We start from the raw sequence: 25,825 nt of genomic DNA, 5'->3' as shown, positions 1-25,825 counted from the left end.
AAAAATGGAAAGCGCCGCATGCTTTAACGGTCATTAGGGTAGCGCTTTAGCTACGCGTATCATTACCATTATAAATACTCAGGTAACTATCGTAGCGCGATGGTTCTATCTCGCCATCCTCTAAAGCATCAAGCACGGCGCAGCCGGGCTCATTAATATGGCGGCAATTATTAAAGCGGCAATTATGCATACGCTCCCGCATTTCAGGGAAGAAGTGGCTAAGCTCTTGTTTCTCGATATCGATGATACCCAGCTCGCGTATACCGGGCGTATCGATGATGAAACCGCCTTGCGGCAGCTCAAACATTTCGGCAAAGGTGGTGGTGTGCATACCCTTATCGCTCCACTCGGATATCTGGTGCGTACGCAGGTCAAGGTTGGGCAACAGGCGGTTGATCAAACTTGATTTGCCTACGCCTGAGTGGCCGGAGAAGAGCGTGATATTATCTTTCAGCAAAGCCTGTACACCATCAATGTTGGTACCCTCAAGCGCCGAAACCTCGTAACAGGGATAACCTATATTTTCGTAAACGGCTTTATAGGCCTGCAGTATTTCCAAACCCTCGTCGCTAAAAAGGTCGAGCTTATTGAATATCAGCTTTGCCGGAATATCATAAGCTTCGGCAGTAACCAAAAAACGGTCGATAAAGCCCAGCGAGGTTCGCGGCGAAGCCAGGGTTACCACCAGCAGGGCCTGATCCAGATTAGCGGCAATAATCTGCGCTTGTTTTGACAGGTTGATGGATTTGCGAATGATATAATTTTTACGCGGATGCAGGTTGGTGATCACCGCGGTGCCTTGCTCAGGTTCAAGCTCAAAATCAACAATATCGCCCACGGCAATAGGGTTGGTAGTGGTAATACCCTTTATACGGAACTTACCCTTTATACGGCAATCATAACGTTGCCCATCGGGCGTTTGCGCCTGGTACCAGCTCCCGGTTGATTTTGTAATTAATCCCTGCATTGTAAGGGTGTAAAGTTAGGCATTTGCATCCGACCGAAATAAAAATTAATAAGGCTTTGTGAGGGATGGCTAAATTGGCTATTTTTAATAGCTTTAAAAGTAAAGCAAAACATGAAGATCGCCTTAGCTTCGCCGCCCTTTCCGGGCAGTATTGATCAAGCCCTGATAAATCTCGAACAACTTACTGAACACGCAGCCGCGCAACATGCTGTTATTATATGTTTCCCCGAAACATATATCCCGGGTTACCCGATGCCGGGTTTTGAGCCCGAGCAAGGCTCGCCCGAAAAGATGGAAGCCGCGTTGAAAAAAGTTTGTGAGGTAGCTGCCAAAAACAACATCGCCATTATTATACCGATGGACTTGTATCGATCAGAAGGCATGTATAATGTAGCTTACGTCATATCGGCACAGGGCGAGGTGCTGGGCTATCAAACCAAAAACCAGCTCGACCCTTCCGAAGACGATATATGGATTCCCGGCACGGAACGCAGGCTGTTTGAAGTAAACGGATTAAAATTCGGCATCACAATTTGCCACGAGGGTTTCCGATACCCGGAGTCAGTACGCTGGGCGGCTCGCAAGGGGGCGCACGTTGTTTTTCACCCACATTTTGGTGGCAGCGAAACAGAAGGTACCACCCCAACTGAATGGGGTAGCATGAGCAATGCTTACTACGAAAAGGCTATGATGATGCGCGCCCTGGAGAACACCATTTACTTTGCCAGCGTGAACAACGCTACACGTTATCCCGATTCGGCATCGTCCGTAATAGCGCCTGATGGTACTTGTTTGGCGCATCAGCCTTATGGCGTTCAGGGTGTGTTGGTGGTTGATATTGACCCGGCGCTGGCTACCGGCTATCTTGCAAAAAGATTTAAGCCAGCACTTTATGTTGATGGATTTTAAAAAATAAAAAAGCTGTTGTGCTTGCTATTTTAAAAATTAACTACTTTATTTGCCATGACCTTAGTACGATAAGTAATTATATGTTTAACAGCAACACCATTATTATTACCATTATTACCACCGGTATAAACCTCGGAGGAAAGTAATCGTATGGTGTAAAATAAGATAAAACAAACCAACTGACCGCCTTCCTCCGACAAAGAGGAAGGCGGTTTTTTTTAATAGCTATACCAACATGAAAGTCTTAAAATTCGGGGGCACCTCCGTAGGCTCAGTAAGCAGCATAACAACCCTGCTGCAAATTGTAAAAAACGAAGTTGAGGAGGGCGAGCGCCCGGTAGTGGTGCTATCGGCCATGAGCGGTGTTACCAACCTGCTGATCAATATGGCCGAGCAGGCCGCCAAAGGCAATGAGTTTACCGCGCAGCTTGCCGAGCTGGAACGCCGCCACTTTGATGTGGTAAAAAGTCTGCTGGATATTCAAAACCAAAACCCGGCTTTCACACGCCTGAAAATTCACTTTAATCAGTTGGAGGAGTTATTACAGGGCGTACTGACCCTGCGCGAGCTTACCGCAAAAACACGCGACTTGATTGTTAGTTTCGGTGAGCGCTGCTCTACTTTAATGATTAGCAAAATTGCGGCGCAACATTTTGGTAATGCCTTTTTTGTGGATGCATCCGAAGTATTAAAAACCGACAGCGCCTTTGGTAATGCCAGGGTTGATACTGCATTGAGTGAGCTATTGATTCGCGATCTGTATGCTTCCAATACCGATAAAGTGCTGTTTATTACCGGTTTTATAGCCAGTAACGAGGCGGGGCAAATCACCACGCTTGGCCGTGGCGGCAGTGATTATACCGCGGCTATCTTCGGCGCGGCATTGAACGCGCAGGAGATACAGATATGGACCGACGTGAACGGCATGATGACCGCCGACCCGCGCATGGTGAAAAAAGCCTTCCCGCTAAGCGAATTAACCTATACCGAGGCTATGGAACTATCCTACTTCGGCGCCAAGGTAATCTACCCGCCAACCATGATCCCGGCCTTCCTGAAAAAAATCCCTATCGTTATAAAAAATACGTTTGAGCCTGAGTTTGCCGGTACGGTTATTCAGCACCAAAGTAAGGCATCTAATCAGCCTATAAAGGGTATATCATCCATCAATAACATCAGCATACTCAACCTGATGGGTAGCGGCATGGTGGGCAAATCGGGCTTTAGCGGGCGCTTGTTCTCGCTGCTGGCCCGCGAGCAGATCAACGTGATCCTGATCACCCAGTCATCATCAGAGCATAGCATCACCTTTGCCATACAACCCGGTGATGCCAAACGCGCCAAGGCGATTATTGAGCAGGAGTTTGAGCTGGAGATACTGGCTAACAAACTGGAACCTATCACGGTAGAAGAAAACCTGGCCATTTTAGCTGTGGTTGGCGAAAACATGAAACAAACACCGGGCGTATCGGGCAAGTTGTTCCATGCGCTTGGCCGTAACGGTGTAAATGTAAGGGCAATAGCGCAGGGCTCATCCGAGTATAACATTTCGGTGATCATCAGCGAACATGACCTGGCCAAAGCGCTGAATGCCGTACACGATGCCTTTTTTGTGGACCTCTATAAAACCTTACACGCCTTTTGCCTGGGTACCGGCAACATCGGCAAAACATTGTTCAGTCAGCTCAATGCACATGCTGATTTTCTGCGTAACGAAAATGGCATACAGGTTAAGGTTGTCGGCATAAGCAACACCCGTAAAATGACATTTGATGCTGACGGCATTGAGCTGAATAACTGGCAGGCATCACTTGACGAAAGCAATGACAAGGCCGATCTGCGTTTGTTTATCGATACCATGAAGAGCATGAACCTGCCTAACTGCGTGTTTATTGATAACACGGCAAGCCCGGTTCCGGTTGAGTTTTACGAGGAAGTGTTGAATTCGGCAATATCGGTAGTAACCTGTAATAAGATAGGCAACTCGGGCTCATACAGCCGCTACAAAGCATTTAAGGATGCTGCCCGCACACATGGCGTCGACTTTTTCTATGAAACCAACGTGGGCGCAGGTCTGCCGATCATCCGTACGCTTAGAGATCTGATGAATAGCGGCGACCGCGTGCAACGTATCGAGGCTATCCTGTCCGGCACCATATCATTCATCTTTAACCAGTTTAAAGGCGATGCCAATTTTCACGATGTGGTTAAACTGGCGCAGGAGAAAGGTTACACCGAACCCGACCCACGCGACGACCTGCGCGGCACCGACTTTATGCGCAAGATACTGATACTGGCACGTGATGCAGGGCATACCTTAGAAGCCGCCGACGTGCAAATAGAGAGCATACTGCCGACAGCCTGTCTTGATGCCGCTACCGTTGATGATTTTTACGCCGCCCTAAAAGCCGAGGATGCTTATTTCACCAACCTGAAACAACAGGCCGAAAGCGGTGGCAAGGTATTGCGTTACATCGGCAAACTGGAGGATGGCAAGGCATCCATCACCCTGCAAATGGTTGATGAAAATCACCCGTTCTACATGCTGTCGGGTAGTGATAACATCATATCATTCACTACCGACAGGTATAAGGAGCGCCCGCTGGTAGTAAAAGGCCCGGGCGCCGGTGCCGAGGTAACCGCCGCGGGTGTATTTGCTGATTTAGTAAACGTGGGTGCGAATTAAGAGCCCCCTAACCCCCTGAAGGGGGAACTTAAATATAACAAGATAATGAGTAACAAATTACAGGAAATAGATACAAAAAGCGCTTTCACTCCCTTTAGGGGGGCGGGGGGCTTAGTGGGAGATGCAGTACACGTTTTTGCCCCGGCAACGGTGGCTAACGTGGTTTGTGGGTTTGATGTGTTAGGCTTTGCCGTTAACGAGCCCGGCGATGAGGTAATTATGCGGGTTACGGATAAGCCCGGCATCACCATCAGCAAAATTACGGGTGATGATGGCCGCCTGCCGCTTGACCCGGCTAAGAATACCGTGAGCGTGAGCGTACAGCACTACCTGGACAGTATCGGTCGTGCTGATATTGGTTTGGATATTGAGTTGCATAAAAAAATGCCTATTGGCAGTGGTTTGGGCTCAAGCTCGGCCAGTACCGTGGCGGGTTTATATGCTATTAAAACCCTGATGCGTGATGACCGCGACCCGATAAACCTGCTGCCCTTCGCCATGAAAGGCGAGGAGATGGCCTGCGGACATGGCCATGCCGATAACGTTGCGCCTGCCCTGTTAGGCGGTTTTGTGCTGATACGCAGCTACGAGCCACTTGATGTGGTGCGCCTGCCGCATCCAAAGGATCTGTGGTGTGCCGTGGTTTTTCCGGATGTGGATGTGCCAACCCGCGAGGCCAGGCAGATCATCCGTAATAAAATCAATATGAAGGATGCGGTAACGCAGTGGGGTAATATTGCCGGTTTGGTGAGTGGTTTATTTATGCAGGACATTGACCTGATTGGCCGCAGTATGCAGGATGTACTGGTTGAGCCGGTACGCTCCATGCTGATACCCGATTTTTACAAGATGCGGGAAATTGCCATGAGTAACGGCGCTGTGAGTTTTGGTATATCAGGATCAGGTCCATCGGTATTCGCCTTTACCCGGGATGAGCAAACTGCAAAAGCTATTACTGAAAAACTACAACAACATTTAACCGGATTAAAAATCGGCTCAAATACCTATGTATCGACCATAAACGATGCCGGACCGAGGGTAATACCCACTTAACCCTCCCGAAGGGAGGGCTAATAATGCCGGATTGAAATACAATTAAGATCACAATAAATAAGATAACAAAGCCCTCTCCTTGGGAGGGGGTTGGGAGAGGCCATGAAACTATACAGCACCAACAATACATCAGCAAGCGTATCATTTAAAGAGGCGGTTTTTAACAGTATGCCGCAGGATAAGGGTTTATATATGCCTGTGAGCATTCCGCGTTTAAGCGATGAGTTTATCAGCAAGCTCGGCGAATTGACCTTGCCCGAGATCGCTTTCGGCGTAGCCAAAAATATATTGGGCAACACCATCCCGGAGGCTGACCTGAAAGCGCTGATTGACGACGCCATCAACTTTGATGCCCCGGTGGTTGAATTGGAGGATGATGTATATGTGCTGGAATTGTTCCATGGCCCGTCATTAGCATTTAAGGATTTTGGCGCCCGCTTTATGAGCCGGGTAATGAGCTACTTTTTACAAGCAGGAGAAAAGCAGCTCGATGTGCTGGTTGCCACATCGGGCGATACCGGTGGTGCCGTAGCCCTGGGCTTTTTAGGTGTGCCGAACACCCGTGTTACCATCCTTTACCCTAAAGGCAAAGTAAGCGGCGTGCAGGAGCAGCAGCTAACCACCAACGGCCAAAACATCCGCGCGCTGGAAGTTGCCGGCACTTTTGATGATTGCCAGGCGCTGGTTAAGCAAGCCTTTACGGATGCAGAGCTGAATAGTGTTTACCGCTTAACATCGGCCAACTCTATCAATATTGCCCGACTGATACCGCAAACCTTTTATTATTTTAATGCCTGGGCGCAGTTGCTGCGCAAGGGCAAAAGCAAGGTCGCCTTTGCGGTACCGAGCGGTAACTTTGGTAACATCGGCGCGGGTTTGTTAGCCTGGAAAATGGGTTTGCCGGTTGAGCAGTTTATTGCCGCTACCAATGCTAACGATACCGTACCTGCGTTTTTAAAGACCGGTGTTTATGAGCCCAAGCCATCCGTGCAAACCATATCAAACGCTATGGACGTAGGCAACCCGAGCAATTGGGTGCGCATTGCCGATCTTTTTAAAGGCGACGAAGCAGCCTTGAAGCAGCTCATCACCGGGTATAGCTATAATGATGAGCAAACTGTTGAAGCCATTGAAAAGGTATATGCTGATCACCAGTATGTGGTTTGCCCGCATACGGCTATTGCCTGGAAGGCTTTAAAAGAATGGCAGTCAGAACATGCCGAAGTAACCGGTGTTTTCCTCTCAACCGCACATCCGTGCAAGTTTCCGGATGTAATACCGGCTAAGGTGGCTGCGAACATTTCGGTGCCAGAAAGCGTTAAAGAGCTTGAAGGCCGTGAAAAGCAGGCGGTACAAATGCCGGCCAGTTTTGACGCTTTCAAAACATACCTGTTAAACAATATTTAATGAAGCTCTTACTCCACTGCGTTTTTGTTGGTTTATTACTACTGGGCTTCGGCTGCAAGCAAAAATTCGACAAGGAAAAGTGGAGTCAAAAAAAGGAATGGGATTATCCGCACCGCAACAAAATGGTGAAGGATCTGCTCAAAAACCATGAACTAAAAGGTAAACCGTTTAGTGAGGTGAGAGCAATGTTGGGCGAGCCCGACGATATGGATGGCAAACAGGCTTACTATGATATTGTAATGAAGTACGGGAGCGATATGGAGCCAAAATACTCTAAGGAGCTTGCCGTAACCTTTAATGCCGACTCGGTGGTTACAGCGGTTGATGTGCAGGAGCACAAAAATTAAGTATCTTTGCGCTATAACTATCAGCCATGTTAAATAAGGCCTTTACTATCGGTTTATCTTTTATTGTACTCGTGCTCTCTGCCTGTACCAGAGATCAACCTTTTAACCGCAAATTGTGGAATGATGCCGAGGGCCTGGATTTTAAATACCGCGACGGTATGCTGAACGACCTACTGAAAAACCGCAAGATAAAAGGCATGAGGTTTTACCAGGTAACCGATAGCCTGGGGTGGCCGCAGGGTAAAAAGGATAATTATATTTATTACGATATAGATGTAAAGTACGATGGCTACCCCCCCAGCTACATAAAGCGCCTGTACGTTTACTTTAAGGATTCAGTAGCGGTAAGCACCAGGATTTACGAGCATACGGAAAAGAAAAAGAAGAAATAGACTTTCCGTTAAACACGCAGAGGAGATTCCGTCACTCCGAGCGGCAGCGAGAAACCTGCCGGCCTTCATATTCAATTGAGAGATTTCTCCTCGTACCTTGTTTAAATTGACATCAAAAAAAGGACAAATCTACGTTGTTTTAGCCAGCACCCGCATCAGCGATGCATCCAGTATCGCGGTAAAAATGCTTACCTTTTCGGTCGTGTCCGAAAGTAAATCCTCAGGGTAAATAAAATTATTTACGCCGATAGCTTTCAGCAATTCATCCGTTTCGGTATGCGGCTTAAGCTTGTAACAGCAAATTTTGGTTTTTTTATAGAAGGCGTTCATGCGCAGGCGGCGAACTATTCTTTCAATATCAGCCTTAATGTATTCGTAATCAAATAATATTAAATCGGGCTTCATTTCAAATATAACCGGGAATATACGCGTGGAGTCGGCAATATGCTTTACATAATCGTATTCGGCTGCTAAACGACGGGGGCAATTATCGGGGGCTACAAGTAGTACGTTTTTAAAACGTTGTCGTGTCATGCTCAGTTAATTAGGGGTGATAAAATTAAACTGTATTAATCACAATATCAAGCATTTATTATTTAAAAGATTGTTAGATCTTTATTCACCTCATAAATGCCGAAACTTATTAAACTAAAAAAGCCCTTAATTTATTGTTAAGGGCTAAGTTTTTATTTAATTCAAGTTAAAAACAACGTTTATTTATCGCCGCCAAATTCCATTAAATAGGCCTTTAGAAAGTCGTTGATGTCGCCATCAAGCACTGCCTGCGCGTTTGATGTTTCGTGGTCGGTACGTAAATCCTTCACCAGCTTGTACGGGTGTAAAACGTAGTTACGTATTTGCGATCCCCATTCAATCTTCTTTTTGTTACCCTCAATGGCATTGGTGGTTTCCATACGCTTGCGCATCTCAATCTCGTATAACTGAGATTTCAGCAGGCGGATAGCGTTCTCCTTATTCTGCAACTGCGAGCGAGATTCCTGGTTTTTAATGATAATGCCAGATGGTTTGTGATATAAACGCACGGCAGTTTCCACCTTGTTCACGTTTTGCCCACCGGCTCCACCCGAGCGGAAGGTTTCAAACTCAATATCGGCAGGGTTCACTTCAATCTCAATGGTATCATCAACCAATGGATATACATATACCGATGCGAATGAGGTATGGCGCTTGGCATTGGCATCAAACGGCGATACGCGCACCAAACGGTGCACACCGTTTTCTCCTTTAAGATAACCGTAAGCGAAATCTCCTTCAAACTGCAGGGTAACGGTTTTTATACCGGCCACGTCACCTTCCTGCGAATCCTGTTCGGTAACCTTGTAGCCGTTTTTCTCACCCCACATAATATACATACGCATCAGCATGCTGGCCCAATCGCAGCTTTCGGTACCACCGGCACCTGCGGTTATCTGCAAAACGGCATTCAGCTGATCTTCCTCGGCCGAGAGCATGTTCTTAAATTCCAGCTCTTCAATGGCGACAGTCGCGGTATCAAACTGCTCCTTCATTTCAGCCTCGGTTGCATCGCCGGCCTGATAAAACTCATACAGCACCTGTGTATCATCAACTATGGATGCTACGCGCTGGTAAGCGTCTGTCCATATTTTTTTGGCTTTGATAGATGCCAGTACCTTTTCGGCCTCTTTGGGAGCGTCCCAAAAATTAGGCCCTATGGTGATCTCCTGTTCTTCGTTCAGTTTTTCAAGCTTCGCATCAATGTCAAAGATGCCTCCTCAGGGAAGCTGTTCTATCCCTCAAGTCTTGTATCTGTTCCTTGGTCATATAAAGGCAAATATAAACAATTGTAAACGCCGGGGCTTACAAATCGTTTTAATACGGCTGGTAAAAATGACCGCTTTAAACATTAGTGTAAAAACGTGACGCGCTATTTACTTTAATCGCTTTTATAAGAAGCTCAAAAAGTTAATTTTGTCAAAAAACATTAAGTCATATGCTACCTTCAACTGATTTTACCACAACCAACGCGTTCAAATATCTTACCGACCATTACATTGATTTAGCGCCTAAAAGCCTGCGAGAACTTTTTTCCGCTGACCCGAATCGATTCAGCAAGTTCTCAATTCAATTTGAAGACATACTGCTCGATTATTCAAAGAACCGTATAGACGATGAAACCATCGCCCTGCTAATACAACTGGCCAAAGAATGCGGTGTTAAGGATGCTGTTGAAGCCATGTTTAACGGTGAAAAGATAAACGCTACTGAAGGCCGTGAGGTTTTGCATACAGCCCTGCGTAACCGCAGCAACACCCCCGTTTTGGCTGGCGGCAAAGATGTAATGCCCGATGTGAACGCGGTATTACAGCATATGAAGGAGTTTAGCAATGCCGTTATAAGCGGAGAGTGGAAAGGCTACACCGGCAAGCCGATTACAGATGTGGTGAACATCGGCATCGGCGGATCAGACCTTGGCCCGGTAATGGTCACCGAGGCTTTAAAAGCCTATAAGAACCACCTGAACCTGCACTTTGTATCAAACGTTGACGGTACGCATATTGCCGAAACATTGAAAACGGTTAATCCGGAAACTACCTTGTTCCTGATCGCCTCGAAAACCTTTACCACGCAGGAAACCATGGCTAATGCTCATACTGCGCGTAACTGGTTTTTAGAGAGCGGCGCGGTGGAGGCTGATGTTGCCAAACACTTCGCGGCACTATCAACCAATGCCGAAGCGGTTAGCAAGTTTGGTATCGATACCGCTAACATGTTTGGTTTTTGGGATTGGGTAGGCGGCCGTTATTCGCTGTGGAGCGCTATCGGCTTGTCAATTGCCCTGAGCATTGGCTTTGATAACTTTGAGGAACTGCTTGGCGGTGCCCATGCGATGGATAACCACTTTCGCAATACGGAATTTGAACAGAATATCCCGGTGATACTGGCGCTGATCGGCATTTGGTACAATAACTTCTTTGAATCAGAAACCGAGGCTATTTTACCGTACGACCAATACATGCACCGCTTTGCCGCATACTTTCAGCAAGGCGATATGGAAAGTAACGGCAAATACGTTGACCGCAACGGCAAGGTGGTTGATTATTCAACCGGTCCGGTTATATGGGGCGAACCGGGTACAAACGGGCAGCATGCTTTTTATCAGCTGATTCATCAGGGTACTAAACTGATCCCTTGCGATTTCATCGCACCTGCACAAACCCATAATCCGGTAGGCGAGCATCATACTTTATTACTTTCAAATTTCTTCGCCCAAACCGAAGCTTTAATGAACGGCAAAACCGAAGAAGAGGTGGTGGCCGAATTAAAGGCACAAGGTAAAACTGACGATGAGATTAAGATACTGGCACCATTCAAGGTGTTTGAAGGTAACCGCCCGACCAACTCTATACTTGTTAAAAAGATAACCCCACATACCTTAGGCGCACTGATAGCCATGTACGAGCATAAAATATTTGTACAAGGCATTATATGGAATATTTACAGCTTTGACCAATGGGGTGTTGAGTTGGGCAAACAGCTGGCCGGTAAAATTCTGCCTGAGTTACGCACAGCAGAAGACGTTACCACGCACGATGCTTCAACCAATGGCTTGATCAATCAATACAAAGCCTGGAGATAGACCCCACCAAAATCCTCCCCCTTGGGGAAGGATTTTGAATAAAGTTTTGTCATTTTGAACCATGTAGAAGGAGAAATCGGTCCGTTTTAAAAAAAACGCAGACAGATCTCTCCTTCCTCGAGATGACAAGAAATTTTAATTAAAAACCAAAGCACAAACTATAAATAACCAATCCCTCCGGCCTCTTAGTTTTCGGATAGCACTAAGGAAACACTGCCTTTCAAAGAAAATTAAACAGCCGGCGATTTTTCTTTCTTTTGATCGCTTTAGGTCTTGTAGCACCTCATAATAAAAGTCCTTTCTACCTCTCAATTATATTTCATTAATTTGTCCCTCCGCTTTTTTGTGGTAAAACATTTTTACCGGCGGCACATTTTAATTGTAATGCAAAAGCAACCTAAAAAAATAGCGGTTATTGGCGGTGGCAGCTGGGCTACAGCAAACATCAAAATGCTGAGTGATAACGCCACTCCCAAAGAGATATACTGGTGGATGCGTAACCCCGAAGCGGTTGAGCACATCCACAAATTCAGGCATAACCCTAACTATTTAAGCTCGGTTGAAATAAAGGTACCGGCCGAAAATATATCTACTGATATAAAATATATCATCAGCGAAGCCGATATGGTGCTGCTAAATGTACCGGCGGCATTTTTGAAGGAAGCATTGAAAGGTATAACGCCTGATGACCTAAGGGGTAAAAAGATCATCTCGGCCATCAAAGGCATCGTTCCGGATGAGAACCAAATCATCGGCGAATTTTTGCAGCAGCACTGCATGATACCCGCCCGTGATATCATCGTGATCAGCGGGCCATGCCACGCTGAAGAAGTGGCACTGGAAAAGCTCTCCTACTTAACCATAGCATCCCAGGATACAGAACTGGCCGCCGAATTTGCTGGTATGATCAGCAACCGATACCTGAAAACCATCGTGTCCGACGATATATACGGTACCGAATACGCCGCCGTATTGAAAAACATATATGCCATTGCCAGCGGTATTTGCCACGGCGTGGGTTATGGCGATAACTTTCAGGCAGTGTTGATATCAAACGCCATAAAAGAGCTTAAAAACTTTTTGGACGCGGTACATCCTATTGACCGCGACATTAAAGAGAGCGCCTACCTGGGCGATCTGTTGGTAACCGCTTACTCACAATTTAGCCGCAACCGCACCTTTGGTAATATGATAGGCAAGGGCTACACCGTAACATCAGCCCAGCTAGAGATGAACATGGTTGCCGAGGGGTATTATGCCATAAATTGCCTGCACCAGGTAAACAAGCAGCATAAGGTAGCTATGCCTATTTGCGATGCGGTTTACAGCATCCTGTACCAAAAAAAATCGCCGGTATTGGAGATGAAAAATTTAGCCGAAAAGTTAAGTTGATCCGCATAAAGCAAACAAACGTCAGCTTATCACACTTTTTACTCTGAACACCAGCTTAAATTGTCATGGCAAGCCTTATTAACATTTTCGTACCGATAGCGATCTTACTTAAAGATGCAGAGCTACTAATAAAATCTAACAGGTTATATGTTTACGCTAAACCAGTTGGTGCTAACCAAAAAGTTCCAGTGCTTTTGGACACTGCTGACGAAAAATTATTTAAAGCGCAAAACCGCGTAAATGTATTTATCACCGCTGAGCCTTTTGATAAAAAACAGCATCAGAGCTTTTACAACGACAATTTTTTTACGTATGCGATTGAGGTAAAGGGCGGCAGGTCAACAAACGAAGAACTGGAAATGCTCAGTTTAAGAGTAATAGCAAAAGAACCGGACAAAAGGATAAAGGCGTTCATAAATAAACTACAAAAGTCACTAAAGCAAAACGATGCATATGGTATGGGTATTGGCCCAGGCAATTATCATAGCAAGATATTCTATCATCGGCAGGAGGTTAAGGGTAAAACCTTGTGGAATGATTTTGAAAGAAAGATTACTCCCGTAGTTATACCTGATTAACACAGCTCAGTAATCGCGGTAAGTAAAAAGTAATTTGGCAGAGAAATTGAGCTGATTAATCAACTTAATTATCTGATACCATGAAAAATATAGTAAAAGCCGCTATAGTAGCGGTAGGCTTATTTGCCGCCTCATACAGCCATGCGCAAAGTGTAGGTCAGGACGTTAAAAAAACGGCCAAAAAAGTAGGCAACAAAACGGCAGAGGTAGCTTCTAAAGGCGCCTCATCGGTAGTCGACAAAAAATACGATGGCAAAGCCGGCCCAAATAACGAAACCATCTTTATCGATAAAAACTCGGCCTATTACTACATCAACAAAAAAGGTAAACGCGTATATGTGCCAAAAGAGCAATTACGCGATAAAGTAGAATAAACAAAAACGCCCGCTATTGAAGCGGGCGTTTTTTGTAAGTGCTTATTCGTAAATTATGATTTACGTTGCGAATTGTTCAGATCAAGCTTTTCGATTATACCGCTTACTACTTTTGGCAAATCGTTAATGGCTTTTTGCGGGTTGCGCACCTCACCTACCCCATAACCGCGCCACACCATTTTACCGGTTTTGCGGTCAATCAGGTCAATAATAACGGTGCCTTCACGGTAAGGAACGCGTTCGGCGAAACCGCCGCCGCCCCAGCCGCCCCAACCCCAGCCGCCGCCATAAAACGGACGGTAGCCCCAGCCACCCCATCCGCCCCAGCCCCAGCCAAAGCCCGGATAACCCCAGCCGCCCCAACCACCACCATAGTAGTTGGTTTTGTAGCCACGGCCGGTCATGGTTGTATAATTAACCAACAGGTCAGGCTGCGCAGGTTGCTCAACAAGCCCTTTCGCTTTTAACGCCTCAATGGCGGCATCTTTAATATTGGCATCGGCAATGTCGTTAGCGTAAATCTTACGTGGATTATTGCTTGGTTTTGGTGCTTCCACAAAAGCAAAACTGCGGTATGCGCTTAAGTTAGTTTTGTTTTTGGCAGCGGTATAGTAGCGGTAATTTGAGCAGGCACTCAACCCTGCAAGCAGGAACAACACCAGCCCTGCATATATTAATTTTCTCATAACCTTATATCTCCCTTTTCTTGATTAGACCATATACGCTGTAAATGGTTTAATATATGTTTAAATATTTTTACGACAGATACTTACCTACTATCGGCATGCGCCTACCCATACCAAATGCCTTTGGCGATACCCTTAAAATAGGTGGCGTTTGGTAACGCTTATGTTCGGCTGTATTTACCAGTTTTATCACCCTGCGAACGGTAGCTTCATCAAATCCCATTTGTATAATCTCTGATGACGAACGACGGTTTTCCAGATATTCCACCAATATCTTATCCAACACATCATATTCAGGCAACGAGTCGGTATCCTTTTGATCGGGCCTTAACTCTGCCGAAGGCGGTTTGATGATCGTATTTTCCGGAATGATCTCCCGCTCGCGGTTTATGTATCGGGCTAACTGAAACACCTGCGATTTATAAACGTCACCTATTACCGAAATACCGCCGCACATGTCGCCATATAAAGTACCATAGCCTACCGCAGCCTCGCTTTTGTTGGATGTGTTAAGTAATATATAGCCAAACTTGTTACACATGGCCATCAACAACACGGCACGGCTGCGCGATTGTATATTCTCCTCTGCTATGTTAAACGGCAGGTTTTTAAATTGCGGTGATAAAGCGGTTTCAAAAGCGTCGGTAACATCTTTTATGGCGATTGTTTCAGATTTACAGCCAAGCGCATTTACCAGGTCTTCCGCATCTTTAAGGGAGTGGTCTGTTGAATATTTCGAGGGCAGCAGCACGGCCATTACATTTTCGGGCCCAAGCGCCTCAGCAGCCAGGGCACATACCACGGCCGAGTCGATACCGCCTGACAAGCCCAGGGTAGCACGCGTAAAGCCTGACTTGTAAAAGTAATCGCGAATGCCCAAAAGCAAGCCCTGGTGAATTTGGGCTATATCGCTTTCACGTTCTGCCCTGATGCCCGATTGATGGGTAAAAGTTATTGAGGCATCATCGTTCAATGTATAATAAGCAATACTTTCTTCAAAGTATGGCATCTCGTCAATCAGGTTACCTGCGTTATCAAACACCATTGATCCACCATCAAAAATCAATTCCGTTTGCGCGCCTACCTGGTTTACGTAAAACAAGGGCAGGTTATAACGGGCGGCGTTATCTTTCAGGATAGCTATGCGTTCCTCGTCGTGGTTATACGCAAACGGCGATGCCGCAATGTTGATCATTACCGTTGGCTGCTGTTTAATCAGCGTATCCATCGGGCGGGTAATATACAGCGGATTTTCGATGGTGTTCCACAAGTCCTCGCAAATAGTCAGCGCTATACGGTGCCCTTTAAAATCAATACAGTTAAATTCTGTCGACGGTTCAAAATACCGGTATTCATCAAACACGTCATAGTTGGGCAGCAATGCCTTATCAACGCGTTGCTGTACTTTGCCATTGCTGATGAAATAGGCGGAGTTATTTAAATCCTTCCCTTCCGGCTTATTGTTCTCTGTCGGTAGGCCTATGATACAGGCAATATCGGTACACTCCTGTGCTATTTTTTGTGCAGCTTCCTCACACAGCCCGATGAATTCCTTAAACTCCAGGAAATCCCGGGCCGGGTAGCCACATACGCTCAGCTCGGCAAATACTACCAGGTCGGCGCCTTCGGTGCGGGCCTTTTTAATAGCATCAATGGCCTTAGCCGTGTTTGATTCAAAGTTACCGATATGATAGTTGAGCTGCGCTAAAGCGATCTTCATAAGAATGTATGGTTATTTTATAAATTTGTACAGGATGAGCATGATTTACACCTGTAACAAAGCAAAACAAATTTATTTATTTTTCAGCATCATGCTACTGTTTTGCGCCTGCGGCGACAGTAAAAAGGTTGATGTAAGTAATATTGATATTAATGTTTCCATCAGCCGTTTTGACCGCGACTTTAATGCTTTGGGTACAAAACCCATGCCGCAGCAGGCCGCTTTACTGCAACAAAAGTATGGCAGCTTTTACCGCGATTATGTTGAGCGCGTTTTGCAAGCCGGCTCTACCACCGATACCGCGTACTTCGGCACACTTAAACAGGTATTCGCAGGGAAAGCGTACCAGGATTTGAAACACGAGGTCGACTCGGTATACCCTACGCTTGATTTACAAGAAGCTGAACTTACGGATGCTTTCAGGCGCGTTAAATATTATTTCCCGGCATTTAAGCCAATGAAGGTATATGCTTACTTCTCGGGCTTCCAGGCGCAAACATCCATAGGTGATGGCTACGTTGCCGTTGGGCTGGATATGTTTTTGGGAGCCAATTCCAAATTCTACCCGGCATTGGTACAGCAATATCCGCACTACCTATCGCGCCGGTTTACCCCTGATAACATAACGCCGCGCGTAGTGGAAGCTGTTTTGCGCGAAGACATGTTTCCCGAAAACGATGCAGACAAAAACCTGCTGGCGCGCATGATCTATAACGGCAAAATAATGTATGCTATGGACAAGGTACTGCCAGAGGTACCGGATAGTACCAAAATTGGATATACAGGAAAGCAGCTACAATGGTGTAACACTTTTAAGGGTGATATATGGGCTTACTTTCTGGATGAGAACCTGCTTTATAATGCCGACTATCTGCAAATACAAAAGTATTTAACGGAGGCGCCTTTCACGCCGGGGCTGGGAGAACAAAATGAGTCGGCACCTAAACTGGCTGTTTGGACGGGCTGGCAGATTGTACGCCAGTATATGGACAAACACACTGACCTAAGCCTGCAACAACTCATGGCCGAGCGCGACGCTCAGAAAATATTGAACGAGTCGAAATACCGCCCGTAAAATATCGGAAAACAAAAGCGGCTGCCCGATGATCGAGCAGCCGCTTTGTTTTCAATCTTTTAAATGATTATTTCTTGTTCGGTATTAGCTTTAACAAAGCGCCGGGACCTTCGGTAACGGCATAAATGTAACCGTCAGGGCTTTCAGTAACGTAACGGAAACGGCCTTTGTTCTGCAACAGGCGCTGCTCTGATTTATACTCGGTACCGTTAAGCGTAACGCGGTTAATATGCATCAAAGCAAGTGCACCTACCAACAGGTTGCCCTTCCAGCCCGGATATCTATCGCCCGTTACGATGCTCAAACCACAGGTAGCAATTGAAGGTACCCAATAATGTTTGGGGTTCTCTATACCAGGTAACTCTTTATTAGGTGTTAAAACGGTGCCATCGTAATTAATACCGTATGAAGTTTTTGGCCAGCCATAGTTTTTACCTTTTTCTATCAGGTTAAGCTCATCGCCACCTTTAGGGCCATGTTCAACTTCCCATATACGATTGTTAACCGCGTCGTAAACCATACCTTGCGGGTTACGGTGCCCAAGCGTCCAGATGGAGCCATGTGCACCTGGTTGCCCCACAAAAGGGTTATCCTGCGGTATGCGGCCATCATCAAACAAGCGGTGAATTTTACCATGGTCGTTATCCAATTCCTGAACTTTTGGCTGGGTGCCTCGTTCGCCGGAGCTTACATACAGGTAACCATCCTTATCAAACACCACGCGGCTGCCAAAGTGAAAATCGGCTGATATGTATGGCTTTGCTGTATAAATATCGGTCAGGTCCGTAATGGTATTGCCGTTTAATTTGAAACGTGCAAGCGCTGTTGTTGCGCCCCCCTCAACCGGCTTGGCATAGGTAATGTATATCCAACCATTCTTTTTATAATCGGGATGCAGCTTAATGTCCATTAAACCGCCCTGACCTTTGTTGAATACCGCCGGAACGCCTTTAAGCTTTTCGCCGGTAAATTTATCATTCTTAAAAACTAATATCTCGCCAGCGCGCTCGGTAACCAGCAGGCGGCCGTCCGGCAGCCACACCATCCCCCATGGGTTGCTTAGTTCACTGTAAATGGTTTTTACGGTAAAACCGGTGCTGTCGGCCACAACAGGCTTTTCTTTCGCTACGCTATCAGCAGGATTGGTGCTGCATGATAGTAATATGATTGCCGACGCAATCAATGCCGGCAAAAAGGCTCTTTTCATAACTGATTTTAAAAGGTGATGATTCATGACTATAAAGCTACAGCATATATTTATACTTAGTATGTACTTTTTTGGCAAAAGCACAAATTGTATCAACCAAATTACCTGTTATACAATCTATTTGTTTATTGCCGCTTTAAGAATTCATTCATTATAGTTGAGATTACTTTAGGTGCATTGCAAAAACATTTTGAATTTATTTCGCTTTATTGTTTCAGTTATTTTTTCATATTTGTTATAATACTTTACTTATAAATAATTCCCTATGCCGTTTAACGTTGATCTGACCAATTGTGATAGAGAACCTATTCACATTCCCGGCCAAATTCAGCCATATGGTTTTCTGATCGCAATTGATAATGACTTCATTATACGTTATCATAGCGAAAATGTGAGCGACCTGATACCAGGCTTACCTTCGCTTTTATTAGGTAAAGAATTAAGTGAAGTAGAGTATGCCTTAAGCCCTAACGAGCCGATGGGCTTCATCAGCCAGCTAATAACATTTGGCAAAACAACCAAAAGCTTTGAGCAGATCAACCCTTTTCAACTGGAGCTGGATGGTAAAAGCTATTACATGATCATTCATCATAGCGACGGTTTATTTGTGCTGGAGTTTGAGCCCGCTACTGCCGAAACTACCACCGACATGCAAAGGATGATCGGGCGGTCGATCTCTGAAATGCTGGCCGACAAAAACCTGCAAAACCTGTTGAATAATTCAGCCGAGCAGGTAAAAAAGGTGATTGGATATGATCGTGTAATGGTTTACCGCTTTGCTGCCGACGGACACGGCGAGGTGGTAGCCGAAGCCAGGAACGAGGATCTGGAATCGTGGTTGGGTTTGCACTATCCCGCGTCAGATATTCCTAAGCAGGCACGTGAGCTTTACAAAATTAACCGTACACGTATTATAGCGGACGTAAACAGTAACCCGTCAAAAATAGTAACCCTGGCCAGCGGCGAACCGCAACCATTGGATCTTACCTGCTCACAGTTACGCGCTGTATCGCCCATACATATACAATACCTTAAAAACATGGGTGTTGCATCAAGCTTTAGTATATCGCTGATGTATAAAAATGAGCTTTGGGGACTGATTGCCTGCCATAATTACACCCCACGATACATTGACTACAAAGCACGTGAATCATCAAAACTGATCGGCCAGATACTGTCGTCGGCACTTGAATTCAGGCAGGATGAAGAAAACCAGCAGCTACAGGACCAACTGTTTGCCAGCGTTGAAAAACTATCCAAACAGATGCAGCGCAGCAACAGCCTGGAAGATGCGCTTACCGGCGACGAGGTGAGCATACTTGATGTTACTTATGCCGATGGCGCTATACTAACATACGAGGGCAATACCTTTAAATTTGGCAAAGTACCAAATGACGACCAGTTGGCCGGACTGCTGCAATGGATAAAAACCGATGTTACAGATACTTTTTTTTGCACCGATCACCTTTCAGACAAATATGCGCCGGCGCTAACCTATAAGGATGTAGCGAGCGGCATTATCGTGTCGGCTATATCAAAGGAAATGGGCGAATACATGATCTGGTTTAAGCCCGAGCAACTAAAGCAGATTACCTGGGCCGGCAACCCCGACAAACCGGCTGAGATTGATAATAATGGACTGTTGACCTTATCGCCACGTACATCATTTGAAGCATGGGCCGAAACAGTTACCGGGCGTTCGGCCACATGGAGTAATGAGGAAATTAAAGCCGTTATTCGTTTAAAGGAAGAGCTTACTTACGCCATCAACCAAAAGGCGAGTGCCATCCGCCAGCTTAACGAAAAGCTTAAACAAGCATACGAGGAACTGGATACCTTTAGCTTCACGATATCGCACGACTTGAAAAATCCGATATCGGTGATCAAAAGCTACGCCCAGTTACTTACCCGCGATGCATCCATCCGCCCCGAAGCATTACGTGTAATTGACCGTATTGTGGACCGCGCCGACAAGATGAATCACATGATAAATGAGGTGTTAGATTACTCACGCATCGGCCGTTCAGAGATCGACTTTATGGACGTGAAAATAGGGCCGATGGTGAATGATATTATCAAGGACCTATCATTAGTGTATGATACCACTAAATTGAATGTAACAATAGGCGAAACTCCCGTGGTAAAAGGCGACCCAGTTATGCTGCTGCAGGTTTTTGCTAACCTGTTGAGTAACGCTATAAAATATTCTCAACGCGCCGATCCGCAACAGATAAGCATTGAGGGTAAGGCTACCGAAACCGGCATACTTTACCAGATAAAGGATAACGGGTTGGGTATCGATATTAAGCAACTACCCCGCATTTTTGAGCTGTTTAACCGCACCGATAATGTAAAGGACATTGAAGGCAGCGGTGTTGGCCTCGCTATAGTAAAGCGCATAGTTGAGAAACACCGCGGCAAAATATGGGTGGACAGCGAGTTGGGCAAAGGCTCAACCTTTTACGTAGAATTTAGCAATCCGGCTTAATTGTAGCGTGCAATCCAATCTGCAAAGTGCCTGAAGGTGTTGTTGGCTGATTCGGTTACCGTAGCTTTTTCAGCTTCGGTTTGTGCCTGGTTATTCATTTTTTCTTTAAAGCTGTTCCACATCTTCATGGTATCATCACCATAACTATTGAAAAACGAAAGAGCTTCGCCGTGCAATGGATCAAGCTTCTGCGCGATCATCTTACTGATAATTTTACCGCCAAGGGTTGAGCCTTCAATAACATACAAAGCGCCTAAAGCCTGTAAATGGCTGGTTATTTCAGGCAGATCACCGCCCTCAGCAACAGCCGGCACATCGGCGTTTAACGCTTCCAGGTCTTCAGCTATAGCTGAAGTTTTGCGGCGTTGGTGATAATCGTCCATCAGCGAGGTGTCAATAGCGTTATCGATATGCTTTTCAAGCCCGCCGAAATAGCCGTAAAACATCTTTAATAATGAGGCATAATCCTCTTTATCGCTTATAGCCTTTATACGGCCAATTAAGGCCACTTCTGTTTGGTGGTGGTATGTTTTGGTTTCTTCTTTTAGTTTTTCCGACAGCATCTTTTCTTTTTGGGGGATATTTGTTTAATAACAACTGTAAAAGCAAAAGTTTATTTCAACAGGCCAGAAAATACAATAACCTGCAGAACGATGTTAGCATAAACACCCGCAAGCACGTCGTCCATCATTACGCCCAGGCCACCTTTCAGGTTTTCCATGCGGCGCACGCCCAGGGGTTTTACCATATCAAAAAAACGAAACAGGATCAATCCAGCTATGAGTAATTTGATGTTGTTGATAGGCACAAACAACATGGTTATCCACATGCCGGCTACTTCGTCAATCACTACACGGTAGCTGTCCTTGCCCCAAAATGGTTCCACCTTATTACCGGTGTATATGCCAATAAGCAGTATGGCCAAACCAATCAGTACGTTGGGTAAAGGCATCAACACTGCCGGAACCTGCCATAAAAAATAAAGCACAACACAAGTAACTATAGAGGCATAAGTACCGCCCCCTTTAAGGTAACCTATGCCGAATATGGATGCTATCAGTTTATTCATCAGCTTTTTTTAAGCACATCTTCGGCATTCTCAGCCACCTCAGGCTCAATGGTGTGCCTTTTAGGAAAATTGAATAATATGGACGTAACTACCGGTATAACAAATATGGCCACGGTGAATATGGATACGAACAGATCAGTTTGCTCGCCTTCAATGGCGTGCGCCAATGGCGTTTCCGGGTAAAAATGGGTGTATAATGATGATGACAATTTAATACCCAAAACACCGATCACGATAAAGGCGATGGTTTCCAGAAAGGTGAACTTTTCCATCAGCTTAACAAACGCCTGTGCCACAAAACGCATAGCCAGTATACCGATGAATACACCGGTGTAGATTAAAAAAACATGATCAGTAAAGGCCACAGCCGCGAATACGTTATCTATAGAAAAAGCAAGGTCCATCACCTCAACCAGCGCTACAGTTGCCCAAAAGTTACCTATTAAACCAACGGTTGATTTATATATCCAGCTTTCGCTTTTATTTACAGATTCGTCTTCATCCTTATCTCCGCCGGCTTTTCCTTTAAAATAATTAAAAGCCAGGTATAGCAGGTATAAACCGCCAAGTGGTTTTAACCACCATATTTTAACCAGCCAGGCCGCTAAAAACAAGCATATGCCTCTGAATACGTAAGCGCCGATGATGCCGTAGCGCAGGGCTTTATTACGCTGCTCTTTCGGCAGATCGAGCACCATGGTGGCCAGTACGGCAGCATTATCTACAGATAATAAGCTTTCAATAACAATCAGGTTTAAAATAATGAGTAAACCTGCTTTAATATCTTCACCCAAAAGGGTATGTAAAAAATCCATTTATTTATGCCGGTAAATCCGGTGCGTAAAGGTCGTAAATATTTACTTAACTTTTTGGCATTAGCCGGGTTAAGGCTAATATTACATTCGTAATACTATAAACGTAAAAGTTTTAAAAACCAAACCGTTTTTGCTATGTTTGCATAGTAAATACAGTCATCTGATAAATGAGAGTAAGCCTGTTAAGATATCTGATCACCTTTGTGCTCGTTTTTTCTGTAATGGAAAAAACAGGTATCTCCCTGCTCTCTTTGATTAGCCAAACCGGTACCGAGCTTTCTGAAAAAATTTACGCTGATGATGAAGAAAACTCATCGTCGCGCACTGAAAGCAAAGAAACCGTTATGAACGAATTTTGGCTGCACCACCCTGAATGGCTGTTGCCTGCACCGCATTTTAACGCGCGTGCAAATACCTATTTACGTGCCGGTAGCGACGAACTACCTACTTATTTTCCGTCGGTACCTACTCCCCCGCCTAACGGTCGTATTACAGCGTAACCGCTTTTTTAATTTTTACCCCTTGAACTAAACGCGTGCGGCAGCGGTTGTCGCCAACGTTTATTTAACCTTTAATTTTCAATATATCATGACTATCAATAAAATTGGTGTTGCCCTGGCAACCATTGCAAGTGCTTTTGTATTAAATACTGCTTCGGCGCAAACCGTAAGCGATAAACAATTGAAAAAGAATAGCGAACCCATACGCAATTCGCTTAGCTACGTAAATCAGCTTGAACCGCTAAAGTTTGAGTTCGACAAAGACAAATACAAACAACTAAACCTGCCATCAGGTACACAATACGGTTTCTCGGCAGACGATGTAAAGCTGGTACTGCCTGAACTGGTAAAGCAGGATAACAAATGGTACAGTGCCGGTAAAAACAACCAACGCACCGTAACTACCGGCACCGTTGATTACGAAAAGCTGATACCTATACTGGTAGGCGCCATTAAAGAGCAGCAAGCCGAAATAAACGAGCTGCGCAGCCATATACAGCAGTTAAAAAGCAAGTAAACAGTTGAGTTTAGTTATATAGTGCGAGCGCCTTCGGCTAAAGCCGGGGCGCTTTTTTATGCAAAAAAGCCGCTCCCTTACGGAGTGGCTTTTTAACTAATTAAACCAAAGCATTTATCCAAATGCTTATGCTTTATTGCAGCTTGGCTGAGCTGTATATGTGGTACTCGCCCGGTTGCAGGGTGAGGCTCATGCTTGTGCTGGTTACGTTAAGGGTGTTGCCGGTAACATAATCATACCAGGTGCCGGTTTTGGTAAACGCTATTGTAGCGGTTTGGGCCGTTACATCATAGTTACCTACCACCTGTACATCAACACCACTGCCGCTGAGTGCCATATTTTTTACCGCGCCGGTAAGTGTATAGGTAGCGGTATTAGCGCCGAATACCGGGTTTTTTAACTTCATTTTTATGTATTTGGCGTAGGCATTGTACAGCGCTTTGCGCTCGGGCACGTTTTGGTAAGTCCATAGGATAGGCTTGTTGCCGGTACGGCCGTTTTGGTCAATGCTGATATCATAACCCAGCTCGCCAAACTGCCAAATCATTTTAGGCCCCTGTGCAGCCATCAGGAAGGCGGCTGTCATGGCGCCACGTTTAAGTCCGTTGTTCAACAGGCGGGCGTTGTAGCCATCCTGATTGCCATAAGTAACGTTTTTAAACATTACGCGCTCCTCGTCATGGCTTTCGGCATAACCAACCAATGCATCAGATACGGTAAAGGTATGTGCAGCAGGCATCAACCACGAAAGGTCTGACGAATTCATCCATCCCATATTAGCTTCCTGGAAACCATAGGCCACATTATTCCACAGCATCATGCCATCAGCGGCCAGTTCCTTTTCTTCCTGCGCGGCGGCAAAATGCTCCAGTATTACATAAGCATTCGGATCAACGGTTTTAATGAAATTGTTGTAATCCTTCCAGATGGCGATACGGCTGGCATCATAAGCTGACCACGCGTTTACATCATTCGGGTTATTTGTTTGCGTAAACCCTTTCGAAAGGTCAAAACGGTAACCATCTATCTTGTACTCCTTAAGCCAATGGCGCATTACATTTTTTGAGAAATACCTGGTGGCCGCGCTTTCGTGGTTAAAATCGTACCCAACGTTAAAAGGGTGCTTGGCATCCACATTAAACCAGGGATTGCTTGCGGTTGGTTTGCCGGTTGATTGGTCAAAGTACATACGTACCATGGGCGATGAGCCGAAAGCATGGTTAAGCACAATATCCATAATAACGGCTATACCACGCTGGTGGCAGGCATCAACCAGGGCTTTCAGATCGTTCTTGGTACCGTAATATTTATCGGGCGCGAAGAAGAACGAATCATTATATCCCCATGATTCATTGCCTTCAAACTCGGCAACCGGCATCAGCTCAATGGCGTTAACGCCTAAACGACTAATATAATCCAGCGTATCAATAATGGTTTTGTAGCTATGATCGCTCACAAAATCGCGCACCAGTAATTCATATACCACGAGGTCCTTTTTAGCCGGACGGGTAAAGTTGTTCACCTTCCAGGAGTATGCTGGCTGGTTGGCTTGCATAACACTTACTATCGAAGTGGTTTTTCCGGTTGGATACGCTTTCAAATTAGGATATACCGAAGACGGAATATACTTGTCGTTATCCGGGTCAAGTATCTTTTCGGTGTACGGATCAGCTACGCGCAGATTTCCGTTGATGAGGTACTGATAAGCATATTCAGTATTGGCATCCAGGCCATCCACTTGTATCCACCAGCGGGTTCCATCAGTAGTGGTTTTCATTTTGGCAGGTTGCCAATCATTAAAATCGCCGATAACGGATACTGAGATTTTACCAGGCGCGTACAGGTTAAATATTGCCGATTTGCCATCGTTAATAAAGGTAACGCCATCGCCCGCGTTGGCCGGAATTTCCGTATTATTTGGTGTAGGTTCCGGTTTGTTCGTCACCGGGTCACTCTTTTTACACGCCACCCCGGCAAGTAAAAAAGCAACCAGAAATATTTTATATACAGCTTTCATATTCATA

24 protein-coding genes are annotated in these 25,825 nt (G+C 45.5%); 14 read left to right on the top strand and 10 right to left on the bottom strand.

All coding sequences use genetic code 11. The features are described from left to right. Positions 1–46 precede the first annotated feature (46 nt). Positions 47–967: a ribosome small subunit-dependent GTPase A gene (rsgA, locus tag LT679_RS16955; protein ID WP_232178859.1), complete on the bottom strand. Its 921-nt coding sequence runs from the start codon at positions 965–967 to the stop codon at positions 47–49. A 111-nt stretch (positions 968–1,078) separates the two neighbouring features. On the opposite strand from rsgA, the gene LT679_RS16950 reads away from it, so the two are divergent. The 6 genes from LT679_RS16950 to LT679_RS16925 all read left to right on the top strand — a co-directional run bounded on the left by LT679_RS16950 (position 1,079) and on the right by LT679_RS16925 (position 7,761). After that, positions 1,079–1,876, top strand: a complete 798-nt coding sequence (locus LT679_RS16950; protein WP_232178858.1) for a carbon-nitrogen hydrolase family protein — start codon at positions 1,079–1,081, stop codon at positions 1,874–1,876. A 235-nt stretch (positions 1,877–2,111) separates the two neighbouring features. Next, complete coding sequence (thrA, locus tag LT679_RS16945; protein ID WP_232178857.1) at positions 2,112–4,562, top strand: bifunctional aspartate kinase/homoserine dehydrogenase I; 2,451 nt, start codon at positions 2,112–2,114, stop codon at positions 4,560–4,562. Positions 4,563–4,607: 45 nt separating this feature from the next. Beyond that, entirely contained in the window at positions 4,608–5,615 is a 1,008-nt protein-coding gene (locus LT679_RS16940) for a homoserine kinase (RefSeq protein ID WP_262909332.1), read from the top strand. Positions 5,616–5,717: 102 nt separating this feature from the next. Continuing rightward, a complete protein-coding gene (gene thrC, locus LT679_RS16935) occupies positions 5,718–7,022 on the top strand; it encodes a threonine synthase (RefSeq protein WP_232178856.1) in 1,305 nt (434 codons plus the stop codon). Further along, positions 7,022–7,369, top strand: coding sequence for a hypothetical protein (locus LT679_RS16930; protein WP_232178855.1), 348 nt, complete (start codon positions 7,022–7,024; stop codon positions 7,367–7,369). The genes thrC and LT679_RS16930 overlap by 1 nt, the downstream gene beginning before the upstream one ends. Positions 7,370–7,395: 26 nt before the next feature. Continuing rightward, on the top strand, positions 7,396–7,761 hold the full coding sequence (locus LT679_RS16925) for a hypothetical protein (protein WP_232178854.1): 366 nt from the start codon (positions 7,396–7,398) through the stop codon (positions 7,759–7,761). Positions 7,762–7,890: 129 nt separating this feature from the next. Here LT679_RS16925 and LT679_RS16920 read toward each other — a convergent pair whose 3' ends face one another. Both LT679_RS16920 and prfB read right to left on the bottom strand, forming a co-directional pair. Next, a complete protein-coding gene (locus LT679_RS16920; RefSeq protein WP_232178853.1) occupies positions 7,891–8,295 on the bottom strand; it encodes a hypothetical protein in 405 nt (134 codons plus the stop codon). A 179-nt stretch (positions 8,296–8,474) separates the two neighbouring features. Then, positions 8,475–9,564 (bottom strand): peptide chain release factor 2 gene (prfB, locus tag LT679_RS16915; RefSeq protein ID WP_232178852.1). Its coding sequence is split into 2 segments (ribosomal slippage): positions 8,475–9,503 and positions 9,505–9,564, totalling 1,089 coding nucleotides; the frame shifts between segments, so codons are not numbered across the junction. A gap of 169 nt (positions 9,565–9,733) precedes the next feature. Here prfB and pgi point away from each other — a divergent pair. The 4 genes from pgi (at position 9,734) to LT679_RS16895 (ending at position 13,724) form a co-directional block, all read left to right on the top strand. Then, positions 9,734–11,380, top strand: a complete 1,647-nt coding sequence (gene pgi, locus LT679_RS16910; RefSeq protein WP_232178851.1) for a glucose-6-phosphate isomerase — start codon at positions 9,734–9,736, stop codon at positions 11,378–11,380. Between the two features lie 384 nt (positions 11,381–11,764). Beyond that, complete coding sequence (locus LT679_RS16905; RefSeq protein ID WP_232178850.1) at positions 11,765–12,772, top strand: NAD(P)H-dependent glycerol-3-phosphate dehydrogenase; 1,008 nt, start codon at positions 11,765–11,767, stop codon at positions 12,770–12,772. Between the two features lie 65 nt (positions 12,773–12,837). Then, entirely contained in the window at positions 12,838–13,350 is a 513-nt protein-coding gene (locus LT679_RS16900; protein ID WP_232178849.1) for a hypothetical protein, read from the top strand. 80 nt (positions 13,351–13,430) lie between these two features. Beyond that, positions 13,431–13,724, top strand: coding sequence for a hypothetical protein (locus LT679_RS16895; RefSeq protein ID WP_232178848.1), 294 nt, complete (start codon positions 13,431–13,433; stop codon positions 13,722–13,724). 53 nt (positions 13,725–13,777) lie between these two features. On the opposite strand, the gene LT679_RS16890 is transcribed toward LT679_RS16895, so the two are convergent. Next, the gene (locus LT679_RS16890) at positions 13,778–14,410 is read right to left on the bottom strand and encodes a DUF4136 domain-containing protein (RefSeq protein ID WP_232178847.1); all 633 of its coding nucleotides are present in this window, start codon (positions 14,408–14,410) and stop codon (positions 13,778–13,780) included. A 70-nt stretch (positions 14,411–14,480) separates the two neighbouring features. Beyond that, positions 14,481–16,130, bottom strand: a complete 1,650-nt coding sequence (locus tag LT679_RS16885) for an NAD+ synthase (protein ID WP_232178846.1) — start codon at positions 16,128–16,130, stop codon at positions 14,481–14,483. Positions 16,131–16,170: 40 nt separating this feature from the next. On the opposite strand from LT679_RS16885, the gene gldB reads away from it, so the two are divergent. After that, positions 16,171–17,205, top strand: coding sequence for a gliding motility lipoprotein GldB (gldB, locus tag LT679_RS16880; RefSeq protein ID WP_449560089.1), 1,035 nt, complete (start codon positions 16,171–16,173; stop codon positions 17,203–17,205). 67 nt (positions 17,206–17,272) lie between these two features. Here the strand turns inward: gldB and LT679_RS16875 are convergent, their stop codons facing one another. After that, positions 17,273–18,412 carry a PQQ-dependent sugar dehydrogenase gene (locus LT679_RS16875; protein WP_232178844.1) on the bottom strand — a complete coding sequence of 380 codons (1,140 nt, stop codon included), beginning with the start codon at positions 18,410–18,412 and terminating at the stop codon, positions 17,273–17,275. A gap of 265 nt (positions 18,413–18,677) precedes the next feature. On the opposite strand from LT679_RS16875, the gene LT679_RS16870 reads away from it, so the two are divergent. After that, positions 18,678–20,900 (top strand): ATP-binding protein, encoded by a 2,223-nt coding sequence (locus tag LT679_RS16870; protein WP_232178843.1) that lies wholly within the window; start codon positions 18,678–18,680, stop codon positions 20,898–20,900. Here LT679_RS16870 and LT679_RS16865 read toward each other — a convergent pair. The 3 genes from LT679_RS16865 to LT679_RS16855 are packed head-to-tail and all read right to left on the bottom strand — an operon-like array spanning position 20,897 to position 22,784. Then, positions 20,897–21,463: a biliverdin-producing heme oxygenase gene (locus LT679_RS16865; RefSeq protein WP_232178842.1), complete on the bottom strand. Its 567-nt coding sequence runs from the start codon at positions 21,461–21,463 to the stop codon at positions 20,897–20,899. The genes LT679_RS16870 and LT679_RS16865 overlap by 4 nt on opposite strands. Positions 21,464–21,513: 50 nt before the next feature. Next, a complete protein-coding gene (locus LT679_RS16860) occupies positions 21,514–21,969 on the bottom strand; it encodes a phosphatidylglycerophosphatase A family protein (protein WP_232178841.1) in 456 nt (151 codons plus the stop codon). Continuing rightward, entirely contained in the window at positions 21,969–22,784 is an 816-nt protein-coding gene (locus LT679_RS16855; RefSeq protein ID WP_232178840.1) for a TerC family protein, read from the bottom strand. Before LT679_RS16855 ends, LT679_RS16860 begins: the two co-directional genes overlap by 1 nt. A 167-nt stretch (positions 22,785–22,951) precedes the next feature. Between LT679_RS16855 and LT679_RS16850 the strand changes: the two genes are divergently transcribed. Continuing rightward, positions 22,952–23,284 (top strand): hypothetical protein, encoded by a 333-nt coding sequence (locus LT679_RS16850; RefSeq protein ID WP_232178839.1) that lies wholly within the window; start codon positions 22,952–22,954, stop codon positions 23,282–23,284. 88 nt (positions 23,285–23,372) lie between these two features. After that, positions 23,373–23,801 (top strand): tail fiber domain-containing protein, encoded by a 429-nt coding sequence (locus tag LT679_RS16845; protein ID WP_232178838.1) that lies wholly within the window; start codon positions 23,373–23,375, stop codon positions 23,799–23,801. 133 nt (positions 23,802–23,934) lie between these two features. On the opposite strand, the gene LT679_RS16840 is transcribed toward LT679_RS16845, so the two are convergent. Continuing rightward, positions 23,935–25,818 (bottom strand): alpha-amylase family glycosyl hydrolase, encoded by a 1,884-nt coding sequence (locus LT679_RS16840; RefSeq protein WP_232178837.1) that lies wholly within the window; start codon positions 25,816–25,818, stop codon positions 23,935–23,937. Between the last annotated feature and the right edge of the window lie 7 nt (positions 25,819–25,825).

Origin of the sequence: Mucilaginibacter roseus, assembly GCF_021215455.1 — a bacterium.
Taxonomy (GTDB): domain Bacteria; phylum Bacteroidota; class Bacteroidia; order Sphingobacteriales; family Sphingobacteriaceae; genus Mucilaginibacter; species Mucilaginibacter roseus.
Note: the sequence above shows the minus strand (reverse complement) of the source record. Positions and strands in the feature narration are given on the sequence as shown.

What these genes read in the sequence shown, in the direction of transcription:
- LT679_RS16895 (WP_232178848.1), top strand. Translation starts at nt 13,431, where the DNA reads ATGAAAAATATAGTAAAAGCCGCTATAGTAGCGGTAGGCTTATTTGCC.
- LT679_RS16855 (WP_232178840.1), bottom strand. Translation starts at nt 22,784, where the DNA reads ATGGATTTTTTACATACCCTTTTGGGTGAAGATATTAAAGCAGGTTTA.
- LT679_RS16860 (WP_232178841.1), bottom strand. Translation starts at nt 21,969, where the DNA reads ATGAATAAACTGATAGCATCCATATTCGGCATAGGTTACCTTAAAGGG.
- pgi (WP_232178851.1), top strand. Translation starts at nt 9,734, where the DNA reads ATGCTACCTTCAACTGATTTTACCACAACCAACGCGTTCAAATATCTT.
- LT679_RS16930 (WP_232178855.1), top strand. Translation starts at nt 7,022, where the DNA reads ATGAAGCTCTTACTCCACTGCGTTTTTGTTGGTTTATTACTACTGGGC.
- LT679_RS16840 (WP_232178837.1), bottom strand. Translation starts at nt 25,818, where the DNA reads ATGAAAGCTGTATATAAAATATTTCTGGTTGCTTTTTTACTTGCCGGG.
- LT679_RS16865 (WP_232178842.1), bottom strand. Translation starts at nt 21,463, where the DNA reads ATGCTGTCGGAAAAACTAAAAGAAGAAACCAAAACATACCACCACCAA.
- LT679_RS16890 (WP_232178847.1), bottom strand. Translation starts at nt 14,410, where the DNA reads ATGAGAAAATTAATATATGCAGGGCTGGTGTTGTTCCTGCTTGCAGGG.
- LT679_RS16925 (WP_232178854.1), top strand. Translation starts at nt 7,396, where the DNA reads ATGTTAAATAAGGCCTTTACTATCGGTTTATCTTTTATTGTACTCGTG.
- LT679_RS16905 (WP_232178850.1), top strand. Translation starts at nt 11,765, where the DNA reads ATGCAAAAGCAACCTAAAAAAATAGCGGTTATTGGCGGTGGCAGCTGG.
- LT679_RS16870 (WP_232178843.1), top strand. Translation starts at nt 18,678, where the DNA reads ATGCCGTTTAACGTTGATCTGACCAATTGTGATAGAGAACCTATTCAC.
- LT679_RS16950 (WP_232178858.1), top strand. Translation starts at nt 1,079, where the DNA reads ATGAAGATCGCCTTAGCTTCGCCGCCCTTTCCGGGCAGTATTGATCAA.
- LT679_RS16920 (WP_232178853.1), bottom strand. Translation starts at nt 8,295, where the DNA reads ATGACACGACAACGTTTTAAAAACGTACTACTTGTAGCCCCCGATAAT.
- LT679_RS16875 (WP_232178844.1), bottom strand. Translation starts at nt 18,412, where the DNA reads ATGAAAAGAGCCTTTTTGCCGGCATTGATTGCGTCGGCAATCATATTA.
- rsgA (WP_232178859.1), bottom strand. Translation starts at nt 967, where the DNA reads ATGCAGGGATTAATTACAAAATCAACCGGGAGCTGGTACCAGGCGCAA.
- thrC (WP_232178856.1), top strand. Translation starts at nt 5,718, where the DNA reads ATGAAACTATACAGCACCAACAATACATCAGCAAGCGTATCATTTAAA.
- LT679_RS16940 (WP_262909332.1), top strand. Translation starts at nt 4,608, where the DNA reads ATGAGTAACAAATTACAGGAAATAGATACAAAAAGCGCTTTCACTCCC.
- LT679_RS16900 (WP_232178849.1), top strand. Translation starts at nt 12,838, where the DNA reads ATGGCAAGCCTTATTAACATTTTCGTACCGATAGCGATCTTACTTAAA.
- LT679_RS16845 (WP_232178838.1), top strand. Translation starts at nt 23,373, where the DNA reads ATGACTATCAATAAAATTGGTGTTGCCCTGGCAACCATTGCAAGTGCT.
- gldB (WP_449560089.1), top strand. Translation starts at nt 16,171, where the DNA reads ATGATTTACACCTGTAACAAAGCAAAACAAATTTATTTATTTTTCAGC.
- LT679_RS16850 (WP_232178839.1), top strand. Translation starts at nt 22,952, where the DNA reads ATGAGAGTAAGCCTGTTAAGATATCTGATCACCTTTGTGCTCGTTTTT.
- thrA (WP_232178857.1), top strand. Translation starts at nt 2,112, where the DNA reads ATGAAAGTCTTAAAATTCGGGGGCACCTCCGTAGGCTCAGTAAGCAGC.
- LT679_RS16885 (WP_232178846.1), bottom strand. Translation starts at nt 16,130, where the DNA reads ATGAAGATCGCTTTAGCGCAGCTCAACTATCATATCGGTAACTTTGAA.